The sequence below is a fragment of the Nocardia spumae genome (genome assembly GCF_020733635.1).
Taxonomy (GTDB): Bacteria; Actinomycetota; Actinomycetes; order Mycobacteriales; family Mycobacteriaceae; genus Nocardia; species Nocardia spumae.
The window spans coordinates 2,052,266-2,072,906 of sequence record NZ_JAJFZL010000001.1; the positions used below are offsets into that span (position 1 = coordinate 2,052,266).

At 68.7% G+C, this 20,641-nt stretch carries 20 protein-coding genes; 13 read left to right on the top strand and 7 right to left on the bottom strand.

Annotation, left to right across the window (positions count from 1 at the left end; genetic code table 11):
• Positions 1-173 precede the first annotated feature (173 nt).
• From rplU to proB, 4 genes are all read left to right on the top strand, one after another.
• Positions 174-485 (top strand): 50S ribosomal protein L21, encoded by a 312-nt coding sequence (rplU, locus tag LKD76_RS08740; protein WP_030512746.1) that lies wholly within the window; start codon positions 174-176, stop codon positions 483-485.
• 48 nt (positions 486-533) lie between these two features.
• Positions 534-800: a 50S ribosomal protein L27 gene (rpmA, locus tag LKD76_RS08745; RefSeq protein WP_227980517.1), complete on the top strand. Its 267-nt coding sequence runs from the start codon at positions 534-536 to the stop codon at positions 798-800.
• Positions 801-924: 124 nt separating this feature from the next.
• Positions 925-2,385 carry a GTPase ObgE gene (gene obgE / locus LKD76_RS08750; RefSeq protein ID WP_227980518.1) on the top strand — a complete coding sequence of 487 codons (1,461 nt, stop codon included), beginning with the start codon at positions 925-927 and terminating at the stop codon, positions 2,383-2,385.
• Positions 2,386-2,492: 107 nt separating this feature from the next.
• Positions 2,493-3,611 carry a glutamate 5-kinase gene (proB, locus tag LKD76_RS08755; RefSeq protein WP_227980519.1) on the top strand — a complete coding sequence of 373 codons (1,119 nt, stop codon included), beginning with the start codon at positions 2,493-2,495 and terminating at the stop codon, positions 3,609-3,611.
• 83 nt (positions 3,612-3,694) lie between these two features.
• On the opposite strand, the gene LKD76_RS08760 is transcribed toward proB, so the two are convergent.
• The 3 genes from LKD76_RS08760 to LKD76_RS08770 all read right to left on the bottom strand — a co-directional run bounded on the left by LKD76_RS08760 (position 3,695) and on the right by LKD76_RS08770 (position 5,878).
• Positions 3,695-4,705: a hypothetical protein gene (locus tag LKD76_RS08760; RefSeq protein ID WP_227980520.1), complete on the bottom strand. Its 1,011-nt coding sequence runs from the start codon at positions 4,703-4,705 to the stop codon at positions 3,695-3,697.
• Positions 4,702-5,076, bottom strand: a complete 375-nt coding sequence (locus LKD76_RS08765; protein WP_227980522.1) for a hypothetical protein — start codon at positions 5,074-5,076, stop codon at positions 4,702-4,704. The genes LKD76_RS08760 and LKD76_RS08765 overlap by 4 nt, the downstream gene beginning before the upstream one ends.
• Positions 5,077-5,173: 97 nt before the next feature.
• Positions 5,174-5,878, bottom strand: coding sequence for an ESX secretion-associated protein EspG (locus LKD76_RS08770; RefSeq protein ID WP_227980523.1), 705 nt, complete (start codon positions 5,876-5,878; stop codon positions 5,174-5,176).
• Positions 5,879-6,148: 270 nt separating this feature from the next.
• Here LKD76_RS08770 and LKD76_RS08775 point away from each other — a divergent pair, with 270 nt between their 5' ends.
• The 8 genes from LKD76_RS08775 (at position 6,149) to LKD76_RS08810 (ending at position 17,203) form a co-directional block, all read left to right on the top strand.
• Positions 6,149-8,842: a phosphoenolpyruvate synthase gene (locus LKD76_RS08775; protein ID WP_227980525.1), complete on the top strand. Its 2,694-nt coding sequence runs from the start codon at positions 6,149-6,151 to the stop codon at positions 8,840-8,842.
• The gene (locus LKD76_RS08780; protein WP_227980526.1) at positions 8,832-12,197 is read left to right on the top strand and encodes an AMP-binding protein; all 3,366 of its coding nucleotides are present in this window, start codon (positions 8,832-8,834) and stop codon (positions 12,195-12,197) included. Before LKD76_RS08775 ends, LKD76_RS08780 begins: the two co-directional genes overlap by 11 nt.
• Positions 12,194-12,445 carry an acyl carrier protein gene (locus tag LKD76_RS08785; protein WP_227980527.1) on the top strand — a complete coding sequence of 84 codons (252 nt, stop codon included), beginning with the start codon at positions 12,194-12,196 and terminating at the stop codon, positions 12,443-12,445. Before LKD76_RS08780 ends, LKD76_RS08785 begins: the two co-directional genes overlap by 4 nt.
• A complete protein-coding gene (locus LKD76_RS08790) occupies positions 12,442-13,542 on the top strand; it encodes an SDR family oxidoreductase (RefSeq protein WP_227980536.1) in 1,101 nt (366 codons plus the stop codon). Before LKD76_RS08785 ends, LKD76_RS08790 begins: the two co-directional genes overlap by 4 nt.
• Positions 13,539-14,441 carry a nucleoside-diphosphate kinase gene (locus tag LKD76_RS08795; protein ID WP_227980537.1) on the top strand — a complete coding sequence of 301 codons (903 nt, stop codon included), beginning with the start codon at positions 13,539-13,541 and terminating at the stop codon, positions 14,439-14,441. The genes LKD76_RS08790 and LKD76_RS08795 overlap by 4 nt, the downstream gene beginning before the upstream one ends.
• Entirely contained in the window at positions 14,438-15,397 is a 960-nt protein-coding gene (locus tag LKD76_RS08800) for a ScbA/BarX family gamma-butyrolactone biosynthesis protein (protein ID WP_227980538.1), read from the top strand. The genes LKD76_RS08795 and LKD76_RS08800 overlap by 4 nt, the downstream gene beginning before the upstream one ends.
• Positions 15,391-16,407 carry a UbiA prenyltransferase family protein gene (locus LKD76_RS08805; protein WP_227980539.1) on the top strand — a complete coding sequence of 339 codons (1,017 nt, stop codon included), beginning with the start codon at positions 15,391-15,393 and terminating at the stop codon, positions 16,405-16,407. Before LKD76_RS08800 ends, LKD76_RS08805 begins: the two co-directional genes overlap by 7 nt.
• Before the next feature lie 235 nt (positions 16,408-16,642).
• Entirely contained in the window at positions 16,643-17,203 is a 561-nt protein-coding gene (locus LKD76_RS08810) for a DUF4254 domain-containing protein (protein ID WP_227980540.1), read from the top strand.
• A gap of 77 nt (positions 17,204-17,280) precedes the next feature.
• On the opposite strand, the gene LKD76_RS08815 is transcribed toward LKD76_RS08810, so the two are convergent.
• The 3 genes from LKD76_RS08815 to LKD76_RS08825 form a co-directional block, all read right to left on the bottom strand.
• Complete coding sequence (locus LKD76_RS08815; protein WP_227980541.1) at positions 17,281-18,372, bottom strand: methyltransferase; 1,092 nt, start codon at positions 18,370-18,372, stop codon at positions 17,281-17,283.
• A gap of 137 nt (positions 18,373-18,509) precedes the next feature.
• On the bottom strand, positions 18,510-18,716 hold the full coding sequence (locus tag LKD76_RS08820) for a DUF397 domain-containing protein (protein ID WP_227980542.1): 207 nt from the start codon (positions 18,714-18,716) through the stop codon (positions 18,510-18,512).
• A complete protein-coding gene (locus tag LKD76_RS08825) occupies positions 18,713-19,237 on the bottom strand; it encodes a Scr1 family TA system antitoxin-like transcriptional regulator (protein ID WP_227980543.1) in 525 nt (174 codons plus the stop codon). The genes LKD76_RS08820 and LKD76_RS08825 overlap by 4 nt, the downstream gene beginning before the upstream one ends.
• A 331-nt stretch (positions 19,238-19,568) precedes the next feature.
• Here LKD76_RS08825 and LKD76_RS08830 point away from each other — a divergent pair, with 331 nt between their 5' ends.
• The gene (locus LKD76_RS08830) at positions 19,569-19,937 is read left to right on the top strand and encodes a hypothetical protein (RefSeq protein ID WP_227980544.1); all 369 of its coding nucleotides are present in this window, start codon (positions 19,569-19,571) and stop codon (positions 19,935-19,937) included.
• A 122-nt stretch (positions 19,938-20,059) separates the two neighbouring features.
• Here the strand turns inward: LKD76_RS08830 and LKD76_RS08835 are convergent, their stop codons facing one another.
• Entirely contained in the window at positions 20,060-20,599 is a 540-nt protein-coding gene (locus LKD76_RS08835) for a helix-turn-helix domain-containing protein (RefSeq protein ID WP_227980545.1), read from the bottom strand.
• Between the last annotated feature and the right edge of the window lie 42 nt (positions 20,600-20,641).

The window sequence follows — 20,641 nt, forward strand, 5'->3', positions numbered from 1 at the left end:
CAGCACTGCGCTGTCGCGAGATCCGGCTCTAGACGAGCTCTCCGGTGCGGAACGTAGCGCCGAGGCGGCGGCGACTATCAGACCAGTCGTACGGCGGCTTCCGGTGTCCACCGGTCGGCGGCCGTACGAACAGAGTGCCGATGCACTAGTTGAGGAAAGAGGGCAGCCGACCGATGGCAACGTACGCGATCGTCAAGACCGGCGGAAAGCAGTACAAGGTCGCGGTCGGTGACCTGGTGAAGGTCGAGAAGATCGAGGGTGAACCGGGCACGGCCGTATCGCTGTCGCCGGTGCTGGTGGTTGACGGCGCCGAGCTGACTACCGATGCCGACAAGCTGGCCAAGGTTTCGGTGTCCGCCGAAGTGGTCGAGCAGACCAAGGGCCCGAAGATCCGGATCCACAAGTTCAAGAACAAGACCGGCTACCACAAGCGTCAGGGCCACCGTCAGAAGCTGACGGTCCTGAAGGTCACCGGCATCAAGTAATTTCGACCTAGCGAAACCACCCGGTTTCGAATCGAGGAGTTTTCAGCCATGGCACATAAGAAGGGTGCGTCCAGCTCTCGCAACGGTCGCGATTCCAATTCCCAGCGGCTCGGTGTGAAGCGCTTCGGCGGCCAGGCCGTCAAGGCCGGTGAGATCCTGGTTCGCCAGCGCGGAACCCACTTCCACCCCGGCGTCAACGTCGGCCGTGGCGGTGACGACACACTGTTCGCCCTCGAGGCGGGCGCGGTCCAGTTCGGCACCAAGCGTGGCCGCAAGACCGTCAACATCGTGGTACCGGAGCCGGCGCAGGCCTGAGCCGCGCCGGAGCCTTCTCCACACACTCTTCGAAGCGGGCCAGGGTTTAGCAGATAAACCCTGGCCCGTTCGCCGTTTCGGGAGGCTCACCACCACCGTCCACCGAATCAGAGGTCCAGCAGCCATGTCCAAATTCATCGATCGTGTGGTGCTGCACGTGCGCGCCGGTAAGGGCGGCCACGGCTGCGCTTCGGTGCATCGCGAGAAGTACAAGCCGCTCGGCGGACCGGATGGCGGTAACGGCGGTAACGGCGGGGATGTGATCCTCGAGGTCGATCCGAATGTGCACACCCTGCTGGACTTCCACTTCCATCCGCACGCCAAGGCCGGCAACGGCAAACCGGGCGAGGGTGGTAATCGCGACGGTAAGCAGGGCGGCGAACTGCTGCTGAGGGTGCCCGACGGCACCGTGGTCATCGGTGCCGACGGCACGGTGCTGGCCGATCTGGTCGGCGCCGGCACCCGCTTCATCGCGGCCCGGGGCGGCCGGGGCGGTCTCGGCAACGCGGCGCTGGTGTCGCGGGCCCGTAAGGCTCCCGGATTCGCGCTGCTGGGCGAGGAGGGGGAGGAGCGCGAGCTCGTCCTCGAGCTGAAGTCCGTGGCCGATGTCGGTCTGGTGGGATTCCCCTCGGCGGGTAAGTCGTCGCTGGTATCGGTGCTGTCGGCCGCCAAGCCCAAGATCGCCGATTACCCGTTCACCACCTTGGTGCCCAATCTCGGTGTCGTGTCCAGTGGTGACACCACTTTCACCGTGGCCGATGTGCCGGGCTTGATCCCGGGCGCCAGCGATGGGCGCGGCCTGGGCCTGGATTTCCTGCGTCATCTCGAGCGGTGTGCGGTGCTGGCGCATGTAGTCGATTGCGCGACACTGGAACCCGGGCGTGACCCCGTATCCGATGTGGACGCGCTCGAGGCCGAGCTGGCGGCTTATCGCCCGGCGCTGGCGGCCGATGCCGGTCTCGGTGATCTGGCCGACCGGCCGCGCGTGGTGATCCTCAACAAGGCCGATATCCCCGACGGCGCCGAGCTGGCCGAAATGGTCGCCCCCGAGTTCGCCGAGCGTGGCTGGCCGGTGTTCACCATCTCCGCGGTGAGCCGGGAAGGGCTGCGGCCGTTGACATTCGCGCTGGCGGATATGGTGCGTCAGTATCGCGAGGACCATCCGAAGGCGGCGCCGAAGCGTCCGGTGATCCGGCCGGTGGTGGCGGGAGAGTCCGCGTTCACCGTCGTCTCCGATCCGGAGGTCGAGGGCGGTTTCATCGTGCGCGGCGAACGGCCCGAACGCTGGGTGCGCCAAACACAATTCGACAACGACGAGGCCGTGGGCTATCTCGCCGACCGCCTGGCGCGCCTCGGCGTGGAGGACGAGCTGGTGCGGCAGGGTGCGGTACCCGGCGCCGAGGTCACCATCGGTGATGTGAGCTTCGAGTGGGAGCCGCAGATTTCCGCCGGTGTCGATATGGTGATGACCGGGCGCGGCACCGATCCGCGCCTGGACCAGACCGACCGCATCTCCGCGGCCGAGCGCAAGCACGCCTCACGGGTGCGCCGCGGCCTGGTGTCGGAGGACGAGGACCAGCCGTGACGGCCCGTCACACCGGATCGACCGGTGGGGGCGGGCGACCACAGACCCGGTAGTCGTGCGTCACGGCCAGGTGGCGTTTCTAGTGAGTGAGTGCTGTTGTGACACAGGTGGATTCTGAGCAGGAGCGGATTTCGACGCGGCAGGCCATCCGGACGGCGCGCAGTGTCGTCGTCAAGATCGGCTCGTCGGCGCTGACCAGTCTCGAGGGCGGACTCGACAATGCCCGGCTGGACAAGCTCGCCGAGGCGATCGAGGCGCGGATGCGGGCGGGCTCCGATGTCGTGGTGGTGTCCTCGGGGGCGATCGGCGCCGGGATTTCGCCGCTCGGGTTATCCGCTCGGCCAAGGGATCTCGCTACCAAGCAGGCCGCGGCCAGTGTCGGTCAGCTGGCGCTGGCCCACGCCTGGGGCACCTCTTTCGCGCGCTTCGGTCGCGTCGTCGGGCAAGTTCTGCTGACCGCGGGCGACTTCGCCCGTCGTGAACACCACCGCAACGCGCAGCGGACCCTCGACCGCCTGCGGGCGCTGCACGCGGTCGCGGTGGTCAACGAGAACGACACCATCGCGACCGACGAGATCCGTTTCGGTGACAACGACCGGCTCGCCGCGTTGGTGGCGCATCTGGTCGGCGCGGACGCCCTGGTGCTGCTATCGGATGTCGACGGCCTCTACGACGGTGACCCGCGCAAGGGCGGGGCGACGTTCATCCCCGAGGTACGCGGCAGCGCCGATCTGGACGGCGTGATCGCCGGCAGCGGTGGTGCGCTGGGCACCGGCGGGATGGCGTCGAAATTGTCGGCGGCGCGCCTGGCCGCCGATGCCGGTGTGCCGGTGCTGCTGGCCGCCGCCGCGGAGGCGGCGGACGCTCTCGCGGATGCCACGGTCGGTACCGCCTTCGCCGCGCGCTCCTCGCGGTTGTCCGCCCGCAAGTTCTGGGTACGGCATGCCGCCGACAGTCGCGGCGCCGTACATCTGGACGCCGGGGCCGTGAAGGCGGTCGCCGCCTCCCGCCGCTCGCTGCTGGCCGCCGGAATCACCGGGGTGAAGGGCCGTTTCCACGGTGGTGACGTGGTCGATCTGCTCGCTCCGGACGGCCGGGTGGTGGCCCGGGGCGTCGTCGAATACGACAGCACCGAACTGGAATCCATGATCGGCCGTTCCACGTCGGAACTGCCGGACGGTATGCAGCGACCGGTCATCCACGCCGACGACCTGGTAAAGGTCTGAGCGGACTCGCCTCGGCGCCGCGGGCCGCCGGTGTGGTTGTCCCGCAGTCTTGTTCGAGTCGACGCCGCTGAGTGATCCGCCGGTCAGCCCGGTGGCGACACACCCGGTTGATCGGGAGTCGTCGGGGTGTTGTGGTCCGGGATCGGGCCGGTGATGCCGGGCTGGCCGTCCTGGTCGGTGAGCGGCGGGGTCCCCGGGCTCGGTGGTTGCGACGGTGCCGCGGGCGCCGGGGTGGCGGGGGGCGCGGGAGCCGGTGCGGGACCGGGGGTTTGGCTCGGCGCCGGTGCGGGAGTGGTCGTCGGCGGTGGTGGTTCTGGCGTCGGCGCCGGCCCGGGGTTGTTCGGTGTGGGCGCCGGCGGTGTGGGTTGCGCGGTCGTCGGTGCCGGGGGCGTGGGGCTCGGGGCGGTGGACGTGGGTGGCTCGGGCGCGGTGGGTGGCGTATCCGCAGGTGCCGGCCCGGTCGGGGGTTCGGCCGACTGTGGCCGGTCGTTCGCCCTGGGGGCGGTCGGGCGTGGTCCAGGATCGACCGGATCGGGTGCGGCCGGAAGTCGGGGGACTCGGCTGCCAGCGGTGGAATAGGCGGGTTTGTAGATCATGTTCATCGTCAGGATGGCCTCCTGGCGCATGACCTCCTCCGCGATCCGGGCGTCGAGGACGTGGGCCGCTTCCAGGGCGCGGGCGATGGCGCCGACCGGACCGCTGTCGCCGGGTGGTGGGACCGCGAGCTTGACCGCTTCGGCCGCTCCGGCGACGGCGCCCAGGCGCGCGCCGACCTCCGCGAAGACCGCGGCCAGTTCGTCGACCGACGCGGCGAAACTGCGCGCGCTCGCGGCCGCCGCCTCGGCGGCCGCGCCCTGCCAGCCCGCGGCATCGATGGTGCGTTCGGCGTGGGACCGGGTGACCGGCATCGAACTGGTGAGGGTGGCGGCCCCCTCCAGCCAGATCAGTGACGCCTGCAGGATCTCACCCGCGTCGATCTTCTCGGTGCCCGTGTGAATCTGCTCATGCGTCATGGACTCGAAATGTTCCATCGCGCTCACATATTCGGGATCGGTATGGGAAGGGGCCGGGCCGTAACGGAATTCGGCGCTCATCGCGAGATTCCCGCCGAGACCGCCCGCAGCGCGGCCGCGTGCGCGCTGTCGGCCTCCTCGTAGAGCCCGGCACTGGTGAGGAACGCTTCCTTCATGCGATAGGAGGCCGCGATGTAGTGGTCGAGCAGTGCGGCCGCGTCGCGGGCCTTGCGCCCGAATCCGGCCTGCAACTGTTCGGCCGAGAAGAATCCGCCGAAGCCGTCGAGCTGGGAGACCGAATCCAGGCGCTGCTGCAGTTCGCGCAGCCGGTCGGCCTGTTGCTGATAGATCTCGGCACAGCTGCGGGCGGCGGCCGGATCGAAGGTGACGGTTCCGCCGCGCGCCGCCTGCAGGAACCCGGCGATATCGGCCTGGCTGGTCTCGATCGTCATGCGCACCCCTGAGATCGGTCGGTACGAACCAGCCTAATGGGTCGGTGCCGTCCAGGCGCCGCCGGAGCACGGCCCGCGGTGCCGCCGGTGGCGCGGCTCAGCGGGGAATGCGTTTCTGCAGATGCGTTCCGATCTGCAGCCGATCGGCGGGTACGATGTGGACCTCGTCGCCCGCCTTGAGTAGATAGCGCCCGTCCTCGGCGACATCGATCCACGTGTAATACAGCGGCGCGGGCGGCGTGGCCCGATCCAGTCCGGCCTCGATCCGGATATGTCCCTCGGCGGTGTGCGGCTTGAGCAGCAGGCGGCGGATCCGGGGTGCGGGCTGGGGTGCCGGACGGGAGCGATCCTCGTCACGGACCGCGTTCGAGGGCGCCGAACGGGCCGGCTCGCCGCCCGCGGGGCAGTCGGGCAGCAGTGCGGCGATCCGGGCGCCCAGTTTGGCGGTGTGGCCGATGGACACTCGGATGGGCCCGCCGAAGCCCGGCGTACGGCCGGGTTCCTGGACGGCGAGGACGGCGTGGTCGTAGATCGCGGCCCCGACCGCGCGAATCTCGCTGCCGGGCGTATGCGCACCGCCGATCGCGACGACCCTGGTGTGCGGTGCGGCGAGGATACGCAGACAGGCGGACAGATCGGGGTCCGCGCCGAGCGGCAACCGAGTGTCGAGTTGCTTACGCAGGTTCGTCGCCTCGTCCTCGGTGCGGGGAGTTTCGAGGATACGCAGTGGGAACGGATGGCGATCGAGATCGGTTTCGCGCCAGATGTGCGCGAACTCGTCCGGTGTGAATGACCAACTCACGCCGATTTTCACCCTCCACCGATCGTCGCCGGACTCACCGTAGCGTAAACCGCGGACCCGGCGACCGGCTAGCCGATCTTGTTCCGAATTCGGTTAACACCGGCGAGCGCGGCCGGTATATCGAGACAACGCCGGGGTGATCGCCTGCTCACCTCGGCATTTCGAATGCCTGACGCACAGTAATTCGAAACGATTACATTTCAGATCAACCGTAACGAACTCTGCGATGCGACCGCGGGCGGGCGCGCGGTCACGATGACAGGAGAGCTGGTGCACGGATCCGACACGGGTCTTGCCGAATCGGCCGCGACCGCGGCCACCGGCGGCGGGAAGGCGGCCGGATTGCGCCGGTTGCGCGACGCGGAGTTGCCGGTGCCGGACTGGCTGGTCGTCGAGCCGGATCTGTTCGACGAGATGGCGCCCGAGATAGTCTCGGCGGCAGCAGAATTCGTACGCAGCACCGATCTCGACGAGGCGTTGGCGCGCGGCGCGACACTGCGGGCGAGCATCATGACCGCCGCCCCGCCGGCCGCGCTGGTCGAGGCGATGGACGAGATCTGGCAGCGCCTGGATCGGGACCCGGTGGCGGTGCGCTCGTCGGCCGCGGTGGAGGACGGTGCGGCGTATTCGTTTGCCGGGCAGTTCGATTCGTTTCTGAACGTGGCGGGGGCGGAGGCGATCGCGTCCGCGGTCACGGCCTGCTGGGCCTCGGCCTCGGCGCCGCGGGTGATCAACTACTGCTTCGCGCACGGGCTGGCGCTGCCGGCGATCCCGGCGGTGGTCGTCCAGCGTCTGGTGGCGGCCGAGAGCAGCGGTGTGTTGTTCACCTGCGATCCCGGCACCGGGGCGACGGACCGGATGGTGCTCAGCGCGGTCTACGGCCTGGGTGAGGGGCTGGTGTCGGGTGCGGTGGACGCCGATACCTATGTGGTGGACAAGATTTCGGGCTCGGTGGTCGAATCGGTCCTGGGGGAGAAGTCGACCCGCTACCGTGCCGAGGGTGAACAGGGTTGCACCGCTGTGGAAGTCGATGCCGAGCTGCGTGCGCGCACGGCCCTGGACGCCGACCGGGTGGGCCGGGTGATCGAGCTCGGCCGCCGGGTCGAGGCGGCGGCACGAGGACCGCAGGACATCGAGTGGGCCTTCGACGAACAGGGTCGGCTGTGGGTGCTGCAAGCGCGCCCGGTCACCACCGCGGTCGGAGCCCAGCTGCGCGGCGCCGGGGAAGCGGTGCCCGAGGGTGAGCAGCGAATCTGGGACAACTCCAACATCATCGAGAGTTTCAACGGCCTCACCTCACCGCTGACCTTCACCACCGCGGCCGACATCTACGGCCGCGTCTACCGCGGTTACGCGGAGTCGCTGGGGGTCGCGCCGGAGCAGGTGCGCCAGACCGACAGCTGGACTCCGGTATTGCTCGGATACTTTCACGGCCGCGTCTACTACAACCTGCTGCACTGGTATCGGATGGTCGGTATCGCGCCCGGCTATCCGCTCAATCGGCGGGTCCTCGAAGCCGCGCTGGGGGTGGCCGAACCGCTGCCCGGCGAGATCGCGAAGACCCTGCGCCCGTTCGAATTCGGCAATCCGCTGAGCCGGGCGATCGCCCGGGCGCGCACCACCGCGATCTACCTCCGGCGAATCCGTGACATCGACTCGATGATGCGGCGGTTCCTCGACGAGTTCTACCGGGTCTACGACGAATTCGAAGCCCACGACGACAGTGCCGACACCGGGCCGCGGGCCTATGCCCGCTATCGCGAGCTCGACCGGGAACTGGTGCATCGCTGGGGGCCGATGATGGTCCTGGACGCGATGCTGCTGACCCTGACCGGATCGCTGTACGTGCTGACCCGGATCCTGCTGCCGAAGGCTCCCGAGTGGTTCCTGTACGCGGTCGCGGGCCCGGGCGCCGATGTCGAATCCGCCGAACCGGCGCGGGCGATGTCGGAGCTCGCGGCGGCGGTCCGCGCGGACGCCGAACTGCGCGCGCTGCTGGAAACCACTGCGCCGGAGGGGATCTACGACGCGCTCGTGGATACCGGCCGCGACGATTTCCGGGCTCGGGTCGACGACTACATCGACCGATACGGATACCGTAGTCTCGACGAGCTGAAGCTGGAGACCCCGGATCTGCGCGAGGATCCCTCGGGATTGTTCGTCATGCTGCTGGCCGCGCTGCCACAGGAGCAGAACCGCGCCGCCGACGACGCGCAACAGTATCTCGACGCGCACCTGCGTGGTTGGCGGCGTGGGATCTACGAACGGTTGCGGCGCAAGGTTTCCCGTTGCGCGGCCCATCGCGAGAGCCTGCGATTCTGTCGCACCCGGGCATTCGGCATGGTGAAGCGGACCATCCGGATCATGGGACGAGATCTGGTGCGGCGCGACATCATCGACGAGTTCTCCGATGTGTTCCACCTGACGTTGCCGCAACTGCGCGGCTGCTACGAAGGGGGCGAGACCGGCGGGCTGCGGGCAGTGGTCGCCGCCCGCAAACAGCAGCGTGCGGTCGACGCCCGACTGGTCGCGCCCGCCCGATTCGTCACCCGGGGCGACGGATTCGGTCCCGCGGAACTGGCCGCCGGCGGGTGGGTGCCGATCACCGACACTCCGGCCGCCACCGCGGGAGCGGTCTTCACCGGCACTCCGTCCGGCGGTGGCATCGGCACCGGACCCGCGGTCGTGGTCGACGAGCCGCGCGATGTCTCCGGTGGCGTACTGGTCACCTATCGCACCGACCCGGGCTGGGTGGCGGTGCTCCCGTCCGCGACGGCACTGGTCGTCGAACGCGGCAGTCCGCTGACCCATGTGGCCATCGTCGCGCGCGAGCTGGGCGTCCCGACGGTGGTACAGATCCCGGGCGTGACCAGGACCGTCCGTACCGGTATGCCGCTGCGCGTGGACGGCGGTGCCGGAACTGTCACCGTGCTCGACGAAGGGGAGGATCACGATGTCCGATGAAACGCGGGTAGTCGACGACGATCAGGAGTTGGTGCGCGGCTGGCTCGCGCACCCCGCCACCGGCACCGGTGTGCACCTCGCCGACGAGGAGGACGGCTGGCAGTTCCGCAGTTACGCGGAATTGGCCGATCTGACCTGGTCGGTGGCGGCCGTACTCCGTGAACGCGGGCTCGGCGGCGATACCGGCGACGCGGGCGCCTGTGTCGTCATGCCCACCGGATTCCCCTGTGTGGCCGCCTTCTACGCGGTGTGGGCGTGTGGCGGTGTGTTCACCCCGATCGCGCCGCCGATGTTCGGCGATATGGCGCAATACATTTCGCATGTCGCCGCGATTCTGCAGCAGGCGGCACCGCGGGTGGTCGTCACCTCCGTCGAACTGGAATCCCTGGTGCGCCAGGCGATGACCGAGGCCGGCCGCGCCGATGAGCCGGTGGTGGTCACCGAGTCCGGAAGGCCGGGCGCGCGGATGCTCGCGCCCGCGGCGGAGACCGCGCTGCTGCAGTTCACCTCCGGATCGACCGGAACGCCGCGCGGGGTCCGCGTCTCCTGGCACAACCTGGCCAACAACATCCGGATGATCGGTCGCCTGATCGATTGGCGACCCGGTGAGGCGATGGTGTCCTGGCTGCCGCTCTACCACGATATGGGCCTGGTGGGGGCCTTCCTCACCACGGTCGCCAATCAGGGCGATCTGTATCTGATGCGGCCCGATCAGTTCGTGCGTGATCCGGCGCGCTGGCTGCGTGCGATGACGCATGCCCAGCATTCGCCCTCACCGTCGTTCGCCCTCGGCTATGTCGCGCATCGGGTCGCACCGCACGAGATCGCGGATCTGGATCTGTCGGGCTGGCGCACCCTCGCCGTGGGATCCGAGCCCGTGGAGGTGGCCGATCTGCGTGCCTTCGCCGAACTGGCCGGCGCACAGGGCTTTTCGGCACGGGCCTACACCCTGGCATACGGCCTCGCCGAGGCCACCCTGATGGTCACCTCCTCGGCCCGCGATCGGCCGCTGACCGCGCTGCGCCTGGACACCGCGGCACTGCGACCGGGTATGCCGGTGCGGGTGATCGCCGAAGCCGCACTCGCCGACGGGCAGTGGGTGAACGGGCCGGGCTGGATCACCGGTCTCGGATACTCCACCCCCGAGTCCACCGTCCGCGTGGTCGACGAGCACGGGCGGGAACTGCCCGACGGGGTGCTCGGCGAGATGGTGGTGATCGGCGATTCGGTCGCCCAGGGCTATACCGACGGCACCGAGGGCTCCACGCGCATCGTCGACGGGCGGCTGTACTCCGGCGACGCCGGATTCCGTTATCGCGACGAGGTGTTCGTCCTGGGCCGGATGGGCACCAGCCTGAAGGTCCGGGGCCGCTCGGTGTTCATGGAGGACATCGAATCCAAAGTGGCCCGCGAAACCGGCATCACGAAGGGTAAATTGGCCGCGGTCGCGCTGTCGGGCACCGCGTCGCCGGGCATCGTGCTGTTCGCCGAAACCACCCCCGGGGACTGGATCGCCCGAGCGCGCACCGTTGTTCGCGGCGAACTCGGGCCGGCGGGCACGATCGGCGTGGTCACCGGGCCGCGCGGTTTCATTCGCCGCACCTCGAGCGGGAAGCCGCGGCGCCGGCACATGTGGGCTCTGTACACCGAGGGCCGGCTCGACGGCGCCACCGAACATCCCGCCACCGACACGACGACGCCGAGTCCGGCGGCGGCGCCCGCGCTGCCGCTCGACCGGGTCGAGCACCTGCTGGAGTCCGCACTGGAAACGGTGTCGGTGCCCCCGAATTCCGCCGCCTTGTTCGAGGGGTCGCTGGCGGAGGGATTCGGCAACGAGGGTTCCGATATCGATTTCCTGATCGTGGCGCCGGGCGCCGAGGACATGCCGACGCTGCCGACGGTCGTCTTCGCCGACGGTCGCCGCATCGAGGTGCGCACTCGGTCGGAGGCGCAGTTGCGGGCCCAGCTGGAGCGGGTGGCGGGCGCGCAACGTGTCGGTGAGCTCGACGAGGATGTGCTCAACCGCTGTCAGCGCTTCGCCAACGCGACGGTGGTGCGAGCCGGATCCGGAGTGGATCTGGACGGGTTGCGAGCCGTGCTGCCGGTCGCGGATCTCGCGGCGATCGTGGCGCGCTGGTGGGCCGAGCGCAGCCGGCACGCCCTGTGGTTCGCGGTCGCGCTGCACGCGATGGGGGCGACGGAGGAGTCGGGCGGATGGGCTCGCGACGGCCTGCTGCAAGCGGTGAAGTCCTGGGCCGCCACTCGAGGCGAGACGTACCTGGAGACGAAATGGACACCGTCACAGCTGGATCGGATCGGGACCGGTGACGACGCCGCGGCGCTCATCGCCGCCTATCGGTCGGTGTCGACGGCCACCGAGCTGGGCGAGGTCATCGCGCTCGCCGGGCGATTCGGTGTCGTCGGGGTGGCCGACGATCCGGACCGGGTGCTGCTGACACGCAGGGATGCGGTGACGACCTGGCCGGTCGGTGCACGGCTGCACGTCGTCCGCGACGATCGGGACGTCTTCGCGCTGTCCGACCGTGCTGCCGCGGCCTGGCGGACGGTGGTGGCACGCAAGTCGGTGGCCGATATCCTCGGCCGGGCCGAGATCGGCGCCGAACTCGCCGAATTCGTCCGGCTCGGATTCGTCGGATTGGCGCTGCGCGGTGGTGAATCGCTCGAACCGGCGCTGGCGATGTGCAAACCGCTGCGGCCCTATACGCCGACGCCGTCCGCGCGGGTTCCCGCGCTCGGCCTGGCGGGCGGTGGCGCCGACCGGGCCATCGCGACCCTGTCACCGCTGCCGGCACAGCGATTCATCGCGTGTGCCATGGAGGTGGTCTGGTCGAATGTGGTGCTGGAGAACGCGCGTGAGGATTTGATGGGTGCGGTGAAGGCCCGTCAGGGGGACGTCGCCGATATCGCGGCGCACCGGACGATCGCCATGTGTGTGCGGATGGCGTTGTCCACCTATGGTATTCACCCACTGCCCGCCGATGTGGCGCCGGTGCGCACCGTGGCGGCGCTGCTCCCCGAGGCCGAGGCGCTGTGCGAGCTGATCGGCCGGGCGGCCGAGCTGCGATTCTCCGATGTCCTGAAGGCGGGTGAGGGTGGCCCGCAGGCGTTGGCCGTGCTCGACGAATTGGTGGGCGCGGTGCGTGAAATCGCCGGTGGCACACAGTTCCCCGCATCCTTCGACTCGCGGGAGCAGTGGCGGCGCACACTCGATATCAGCTACGACTGGCTGCGTCCGGCCGTGTACCTCGACACCGAACTGCCCCTCGACGAGGCCAGAGATCTGCTCGGTTCGGGCGGGCATCAACCCCATCAGCGCGACGGAGGACACCGATGACGAACGTGGACAGCCCGGTGGCCCAGCAGGTCCGGTCACTGGTCGTCGCGATGGCACCCGCCGCTCCGGCGGAGCCGACCGACGAGATGCGACTGATCGAGGATCTGGCCTTCGACTCGCTGCGCCTGATGGAGCTGACACTGGTCCTCGAGCGCGCCTTCGAGCTACCGCGGTACCGGCCCGAACAGTTGGCGGGCGTGCGGCGCATCGCGGATGTGGTGGCCCTGGTCGAGGCGGTGCGGTGGTGAGCGAGCGAGATACGGTGCTGGTCACCGGCGCGGGCGGGCTGGTCGGGGCAGAGGTGGTCGCGCGGCTGACCGCGGCCGGGCGTCCGGTGGTCGCGGTGCTGCACACCAACGGGCGGATCGTGCGCAACGACGGCACCGACCTCGAGGGCGTGGAGACCGTGCGCGGGGATATCCGGCTGGCCGGGCTGGGGCTGGCGACCGAGACCGTGACCGAACTCGGCGCGCGCGTCGGCATGATCGTGCATTCGGCCGCGACCACCGCTTTCGACGCCACGACCACCGACTACGAGGAACTGAACGTCCGCGGCACCGCGCACGCCGTCGAACTGGCCCGGCGCTGGGATGTCCCACTGGTGCACGTGAGTACCGCCTATGTCTGCGGTATGCGCGCCGGTGTGATCGCCGAATCCGAACTGGATGTCGGCCAAGCCTTCGGAAACGGATACGAGGACAGCAAGTTTCGCGCCGAGCGGGTGGTGCGCAGCACGCCGGGGCTGCGCTGGGCGATCGTGCGGCCCGGCATCGTCACCGGTGCGGCCGATACGGGTGTGATTCGTGAATACAAGAATCTCTACACCGTGGTGAAGCTGATCGTCGAGGGCAAACTGCGCTCGCTGCCCGGTCGCTACGATGCCACGATCGCCGCCGCGCCGGTGGACTTCGTCGCTGACGTGATCACCGCGGCGGTCACCGATTTCGACGCCGCGGCCGGCGGAACCTTCCACGCGGTCGGCGCCGACGCGCTGTCGCTGCGGGAGATCTCGGACGTCTTCGCCGAGTATCCGTCGTTCCACGTCGCGACCTTCGTCCCGGAGGTCTCCTTCGAGGCGGCCGATCTCGAACCGCTGGAACGGGAGTACTTCCAGCGCATCGGATCGCTCTACACGAGCTATTTCGCGCGCCGGCCGGTCTTCGACACCACCGCCACCCGGGCGCTGCTCGGCCGCGAGTGCCCGGCGAGCGGGAAGCACTACCTGCGAAAACTGCTCGACTACTGTGTGGAGAGCGGATATCTCGGCGAGCCGCTGCCCTCGGTGACCGAGGTGCTCGCCGGATTCGCGAGCCGGGCCGATACCGGTGCGGGAGGACACCGATGAACATGGCGGAGTTGCTGGCGGAGTCGACTCCGCTCCCCGACAAGGCAGCACGATACGTCGACGACACCTATGTACAGGAGACGGTCGATCAACTCGGCGCCGCGGGAATCGAGGCCGCGGACTTCGCCCGGCGGTACAGCCTGCTATTGCTGAAGCCGGACGCGATAGTCGCACGTGCGGTGGAGCCCACACTGCGTTGGCTGCGGGACAACGGTTTCCGGGTAGTGGCCGCCAGAGTATGTCCGGTCGACCGGCATCTGGTGCGCGCACTGTGGTATTTCGCCTGGAATATCGCCTCACCGGAGCGGCGACGGCTCGCCGATCTGCTGATCGAGATCTCCGACGCTCTGGTGCTCGTCGTCTCGGCCGACGACGCGCCGCTACCGACCTCGGTGCGGCTCACCGCCGCCAAGGGGCCGACCGATCCCGCCAAACGGCAACCGGGCGAGTTGCGTTATCTCCTGGGCCGATACAGCTACCTGCTGAATTTGGTGCATTCGCCCGACGACCCGGCCGATGTCCTGCGCGAATTCTCGATCTACTTCGACGCCGGGACACGCGAGCGGATCCTGCGCGAGATCGCCGCCGACACCGACCGCGGTGCTGAGGCCGCGGCCCACGCGGCCGAACTCTACGCCCGCACCCCGGCCCGCGATTTCGGCCGGGCGGCCGCGACGCGGCGGCTCGTCGCCGAAATCGGCGAGGTGCCGGACGATTTCGACCCGGATGACGATGACCACTGCGCGGCACTGCTGCGGCGCGCCTGGGCCACCGGGCGTGGCATCGATGCGTGGTCGGCCGTAGTTCTCGGCTCCCTGGTACTTCCCATGCGCAACGGCGGACGACAGCAGACCCTGCCCCCCGTATCCGCACACGACTGGTTGGAGGCACGACCATGACCACCGACGCCACGGCCGTCGATACCGCGAGCCATGTGCACACCATCTCCCGTCATCTCGCTCACCGGTGTGCGGTCGCGGAAGTGTTCGTTACCTCGCTGCAGCGGGTCGGCACCGACGATTTCGTCGTCGGCGCCCAGCTGCCCCGGATGCACGCGTTCTACGGCGATCACCGGCCGCCGTGGGACGCCGAACACGATCCGATGCTGGTGATGGAAGCAGCCCGTCAGGCGGCGATCGCCCTGACACACGAATATCTCGGCGTACCACAGGATTTCGGCTTCATCGTGCGCACCTTCAACGGCGCGGTCGCCGCCGGTGACGGCTGGCGGATCGGATCGGCGCCGGCGGATCTGGTCATGTCGGTGCAGATCTCGCGTCGCCACCGCCGCGGGGAGGTGCTGCACGGGGTCGACATGGTGCTGGAGATCGAATGCGGCGACGAACCGCTGATGATCGTCGACGGTTCGTTCACCTGGGTCCCGCCCGCGCGCTGGACGGCGATGCGCGCCGGATTCCGCGACAGTATGGGGCTGGGCGAGATCGGCGATCCGATGCCGGTGGGCGAGCGGGCCGAGCCGCCGGCGGTCGGGCGGGGAGATCGTCGCAACGTCGTCGTCGGGCCGGTTCGCATCGCGGAGGCGGAGCTGACGGCGGATCTGGTGATCGATACCGGCCATCCGATCCTGTTCGATCATCCGGTCGATCACGTGCCGGGCAGTCTGCTGCTCGAGGCCGCTCGGCAGACCGCCACCGCGATATCGCCGGCCCCGCCGCGCCGGCTGATCGGCGTTTCCAGCTCGTTCGAGCGATTCGTGGAATTGGATCGTCGCACCGAAGGTGTCGCGCGGATCTCGAATTCGGTTCCGGGACAGATCGATTGCGAGATCGTGCAGTGCGGCGCGGTGGCGGCGCGGATCGGTCTGCGGTACGAGACCGACGAGGCGGAATGCTGAGCGATCTCACCTCCGTACGCCGCCTCGCGCGGTTCACGGTGGTGCGCTACGAAACCCATCATCTGCTGTACGCGGTGATGTTCGTGGCCGCGGTGGAGGGCACGGCCGCCGTCGTCTCGCATCCGGAGGCGCCGTGGCGGCCGGGGTGGGCGACGGCGCTGCGTATCGTCGTGGTCGCGGTGCTGCTGCTGTATCTGCGCATGGTCGACGAGATCAAGGACCTCGACTACGACCGGGTGCACAATCCGGACCGCCCGCTGGTCACCGGGGCGATCGGGGCGGGCGAACTGTGGGTGGCGATCGGTGTCGTCGCGGTCGCCCTGACGGTGGCGTCGCTGCTGCTGTCATGGTGGTCGGCGGTGTTGGTGGTGGCCGCGATGGCCTACGGACTGGCGCTGTGGGCGTTGGAGGCGGTCTCGGCGCCGGTGCGCGAGAACCTGCTGCTGAATCTGGTCGTGACCTATCCGGTGCAGTTGTGGATCATCGCCTACATCGTGCGCTCGGCCGTCGATACCGGTCAGGTGCGATCGGGGTGGGGCACAGCGGCGGTGGCGCTCATCTTCGCGGGCGCCTTCCTACATTTCGAGTTCGCCCGCAAGACCGTCCGCGCTCCCCGGCCGGGGCAGTCGTACTACTCGAATGTGCTGGGCGGCTTCGGCAGTGCCGTCGCGATCGGGTCCTTCGCGACGGTCGCGGTCGGGGTGGATCTGCTGCTCGTGCGGCCCGGGGAGCATCCCATGCCGTGGACGTCGCTGATGTGGATACCGCTGCCGCTGCTGGCTGTTACGGTCGCCGGGGCGTGGTCGTTCCTGCGGGTGAGATCGGGTGCGGCCGCGCTGTCCGAGCCGCGGCCGCCGGGCACGCCGGTCGCACCGAACGACGCGCCGGTGGTGACAGACGCTGTGGCGGCGCCGGATTCGACGACCCGGGAATACCCGGTGGTTCCCGCTGTGGTATTCGTACTGGTGTTGTATCTCGTACTCATCGTGCAGGCGCTGACCTGGCGATAGTCCCCGCAATGGGTACAGCGGTGCGCCGAGGGGCACCGGAAGGCCACTGAAAGGGCAGTGACCGGGCCGCCGGGAACGCGCACGCTGGAACTCAGCACCCGGCGCCGCAGGATTGCCCCCTTCGCATCGTGCGGTGCGCCGGATCCGGTGCGGTTTGCCCTTGCCGCACCGGGCTCGCGGTCCGGTGTCTCGTTCGTGGCGTCGGGTGCATCCACGACCCTCCCGGAGGTATCCGATGTTCGCCGCACCGCAGCCTGACGGCGGCGCCGCGCGAACGGGTCCGGGCGGGCTACGCGGCCACTGCGCCGCCGAGGTGGACCGGGGCGCCGTGGGGACGGGCGCCCCGGACACGGCGGCCGGTATCCCTCGCGATATGCCCGATTGTCAGGAAGTGCTCGCCGCCTGCTGCGGGCATATCGGCGATCAGCCCGACGACCATCCGGTGACCAGAAGTGCCCGCGAACTGGCCGAGCTCCACCTGATGCGCCGATCGTCGCCGATGCGGGCCGCGGAAATCGATTGCCGTCGACGGGAACTCGTCGTCGCCATCGACCACTGGGCCAGCCCCCGCACCGCCGCCCCGGCCCATGCCCGTTCCCTGGGCGCCGCCGTCGACGGGCTCGCCGCCGCCCAGGTGCGCGCGACCGTACTGCTGCGGACTCTCGGCGATCCCCGGGACGAGCGGGTGCGGGTGGCCTGGTCGATGGTGGGTTTCATGGCCGACGACTGGACGGGCCTGGTCGAACAGAACTTCGGCGCCCGGCGTCGTCCCCGCCGCTGGAACGGACGGCGTTGAGACTCGTATCGTGTCCTCGTCGGCATGAGCGGAGCCACGCGTGGTCGGGCAAACTGTCGCCTGCGGGCCTTGTTCGCTCATACCGGGCGGGCCTCGATCACCGATTCCGGCGAGACCGTATCGACGATCCGGGTGATGGCGAAACCGCTGTCCGCCAGCAGTTTCCGGTAATCCGCCGCGGTCCGCTCGCGGCCACCGCTGTTGATCAGCATCTCCAGATCGATGTACTTGCCGGGATGGGGCCGATTGCCCTGCGGCAAGACGATTTCCACGATCACCAGTCGTGCCGACGGCCGCATCGCGGCGCGCACCGTGCGCAGGATCTGCCCGGCGCGGGCGTCGGGCCAGTCGTGGACGATATGTTTGAGCAGGTAGGCATCGCCACCCTCGGGCACCGTGTCGAAGAACGAACCCGGTGCGACCTCGACCCGGCCGTCGAGCCCGGCCGCGGCGAACCGTTCGGCCGCGGTGGCCGCCACATCCGGCAGGTCGAACAGGACGCCGCGGCTGTGCGGGGCCCGGGTCAGGATCTCGGTGAGCATCGCCCCCTGTCCGCCACCGATATCGACGATGCTGGTGAACCGGCCGAAATCGTAGGCGGCGAACAGCGATTCGGTGGTCATCGAGCCGATGCTGGTCATGGCGCGATCGAACAGATCGCCGAATTGCCGGTCGGTGCGGACGTATTCGAAGAACGGTGCGCCGTCGAGTTGCTGGCCCACCGGATCGCCGGTGCGCACCGCGTCCACCACATGCGTCCAATGCGCCCGGTGGGTCGCGGAGCCGAAGAACAGCGCGGCATCGCGCAGGGAAGCGGGTGAGTCCCGGCACAGTGCCCGCGCCGGCGCGGTGAGCGCGTACCGGCCGTCGCGCCGCTGAGTGAAGATCCCATGGCTGATCAGCAACCGCAGCAGCCGTCGCAGCGCATCCTCGTCCGCCTCGACCCGCCGCGCCAGCTCCGAGCCGGGCAGCGGCCCGCGCGCCAGCTCATCGGCGATCCCCAGCGCCGCGGCCGCATGAATGGCCTGCGTCAACCACCCCGCCGCCAGCAATTCCATGAGCGACAGGGGCCCCGGCGCCAGTCGCCGATACGCCTCGCTCAGCGCGTATCGGACCGTTTCGACGGCGCGAACAAGGGGGAGCGGGGGTGATTTCGGCAGGGTCGGCAACCGGGTACTCCCTCCGGTCCGGGGCTGTGGACAGAGCCGAGCCTACGTGCCACGAGGGAGGCGACGGCGAGGAATCGCGGGTCCGGATGCATCCTGGTGCGGTGGTCGGCTCTCCCTCGATGGAGGTCTGTACTACCTCAGGGGTGGTTCGAGATCCCACTCGATACCGTGCTGGTGAAGGCATCCCACTCGCCACGGGTGAAGATCAGCGCGGGGCCGGTGGGATTCTTGCTGTCGCGTACTCCGACGAAACCCTGATCGAGGAAGGCGACCTCGACACAGTCCTTGGATCCGGAGCTACGGGTGCTCTTGAACCACCGCGCTTGGGACAGATCAACCGTCACGCGTGATACTCCTTTGCAATCTCCAGTATGAGCGCACGGCTGTCGACCTCATCCAGGGCGAGCTGTTCGAGCGCCGCACACACTTCACGATACTGCCGTATCTCGTCGGCTTGCTCGAGGTACAAGTCCCCCAGAAAGCCCTGTACATAGACGACCGGGGGAATCGTTAGTGCCACCTTCGGGTGTAGCGGAAATTCCAGACTCACGAACAGGCCGAACTCCTTCGGAATCGCATCTTCCGCGAATGCCTGCCACCAGCCGCGCGCGTTGGTCTCCTTCACCAGTTCCAGGACGACCTGGGTCTGTTTGGGACCGGCTCCGCACAGGTCGCAAAGATGGTTCATCAGAACGGGATTGAGCCGCGCCGTCTGCCCGGTCTCGATCTTCCACAGGGTGGAGCGGGCCACGCCGATGGCGTCCGCGGCGGCCTCCCGGGAGATGGCGCGCTGCTCGCGCATGGCTTCCAGGGTGAGGCCGAGCATGCGACGGGCGACATTCGAATCGGTGGACAGGCGGGTCATCGGCCGCGGCCTCCTGACAGGCGTGTTTGAATATCGGCGTTTTTTCTCGAACAGGTTTTTCGCGAGAACTCGAACGACGCATATTTTCTCGCGAATTCGCGTGGAAAATTGTTGCCGGACCAATGTTCTCGGTGTTTTCTGATGACGCACTCGATGCGGCGCAACACCTGGCGCCCTCCGGGTGATTCGCCTGTGCCCTCGTCCCAGAACCCCTATGCGAGTTGAGGTCCCGATGCGCTATCCCGCTGGTACGGACGCTACCGTGCCGCCTGGCGACACGCCAGAATCCCGCGCCGACTATTACCGCGGAGTATGTGGTCTGAAAGCGCGGTTGACATTCGAGAATCAGCGGATCTATCTGATCGCCGGGCCGGTCGCCGCCGTCACGATGCCGAGCGATCTCGGCTTCCGGGTGAAGCCCTTACTACGTGACATATTCGGCTGTCACGGCCCGATCATCGCCCACCCGCGCGCGCGTCGCTGGACCTTCCTGGCCAATCCGGATGGCTCCGATCGCGCGGACCCGGTCCTGCACGCCGAGCTGTTCCGCGTCCACATCTCGCTCGCACCCGCCGGCAGCGAGGTCGCCCTGCCCGCGCCGATAGATGTCGACCTGGTGTATCGAATGTGGAACGTACTCCCGCCCAATTCATTTCGACCGTGGGTGGGCTCGGTGATCGATGTCGCGCGCCGCGAGTGAGCCGCTGCGGCACCATCTGTGGACGCGGCTGGCCGAACTCACACTCGCTACGCCGACCTGTCGCGCGAGATCGGGGCAGGTCTGCGAAGACTGCCCATCGCCGGTGTGACCCCGCCACCGGGCTAGTGGTCGTTCGGCCGCCCGATCGGAAACAGAATGGGGCTCAGCAGGTAGTGCGACCGTTCTCCGGTCGGTTCGTTGCGCAGGCGGGGGGCGATCGCCGCGCGCAACTCGGCGATCAGGCCGGACAACTCGGCCGGGCTCAGCCAGAGCGCGTGTTGCCGGTAGCCGACCGAATCGCTTGCGGGATCGGCGTTCTCGCTGTCGAGATAGGTGTCGAACTCGGCCAGCAGTGTGGTCATCGCGGTCGTGAAGACGGCACGATGGTCGTCCCGGGTCGCCGCCGCGACGGATTCGGCATCGATGACGGCGCGCTCTCGACGCAGCCGGTAGTGACGCTCCACCGCACCGCGCACGCGGCGCTCCTCGGTGACCTCGAGAACGCCGCCGCCGGCCAGCAGATCGACATGGCGGTACACGGTGGCCTTCGAGACATCGGGTAGTCGTGCGCACAGCTGCGCGGTGGTCAGCGTGTGACCACCTGACATCGCGTGCACGATCCGCAGGCGGACCGGATGTGCCAGCAGTTCGATCGGTCCCATTGGCAAATGCTCTCACTCTTGCTACCTTTCTCAAAGTTGAGA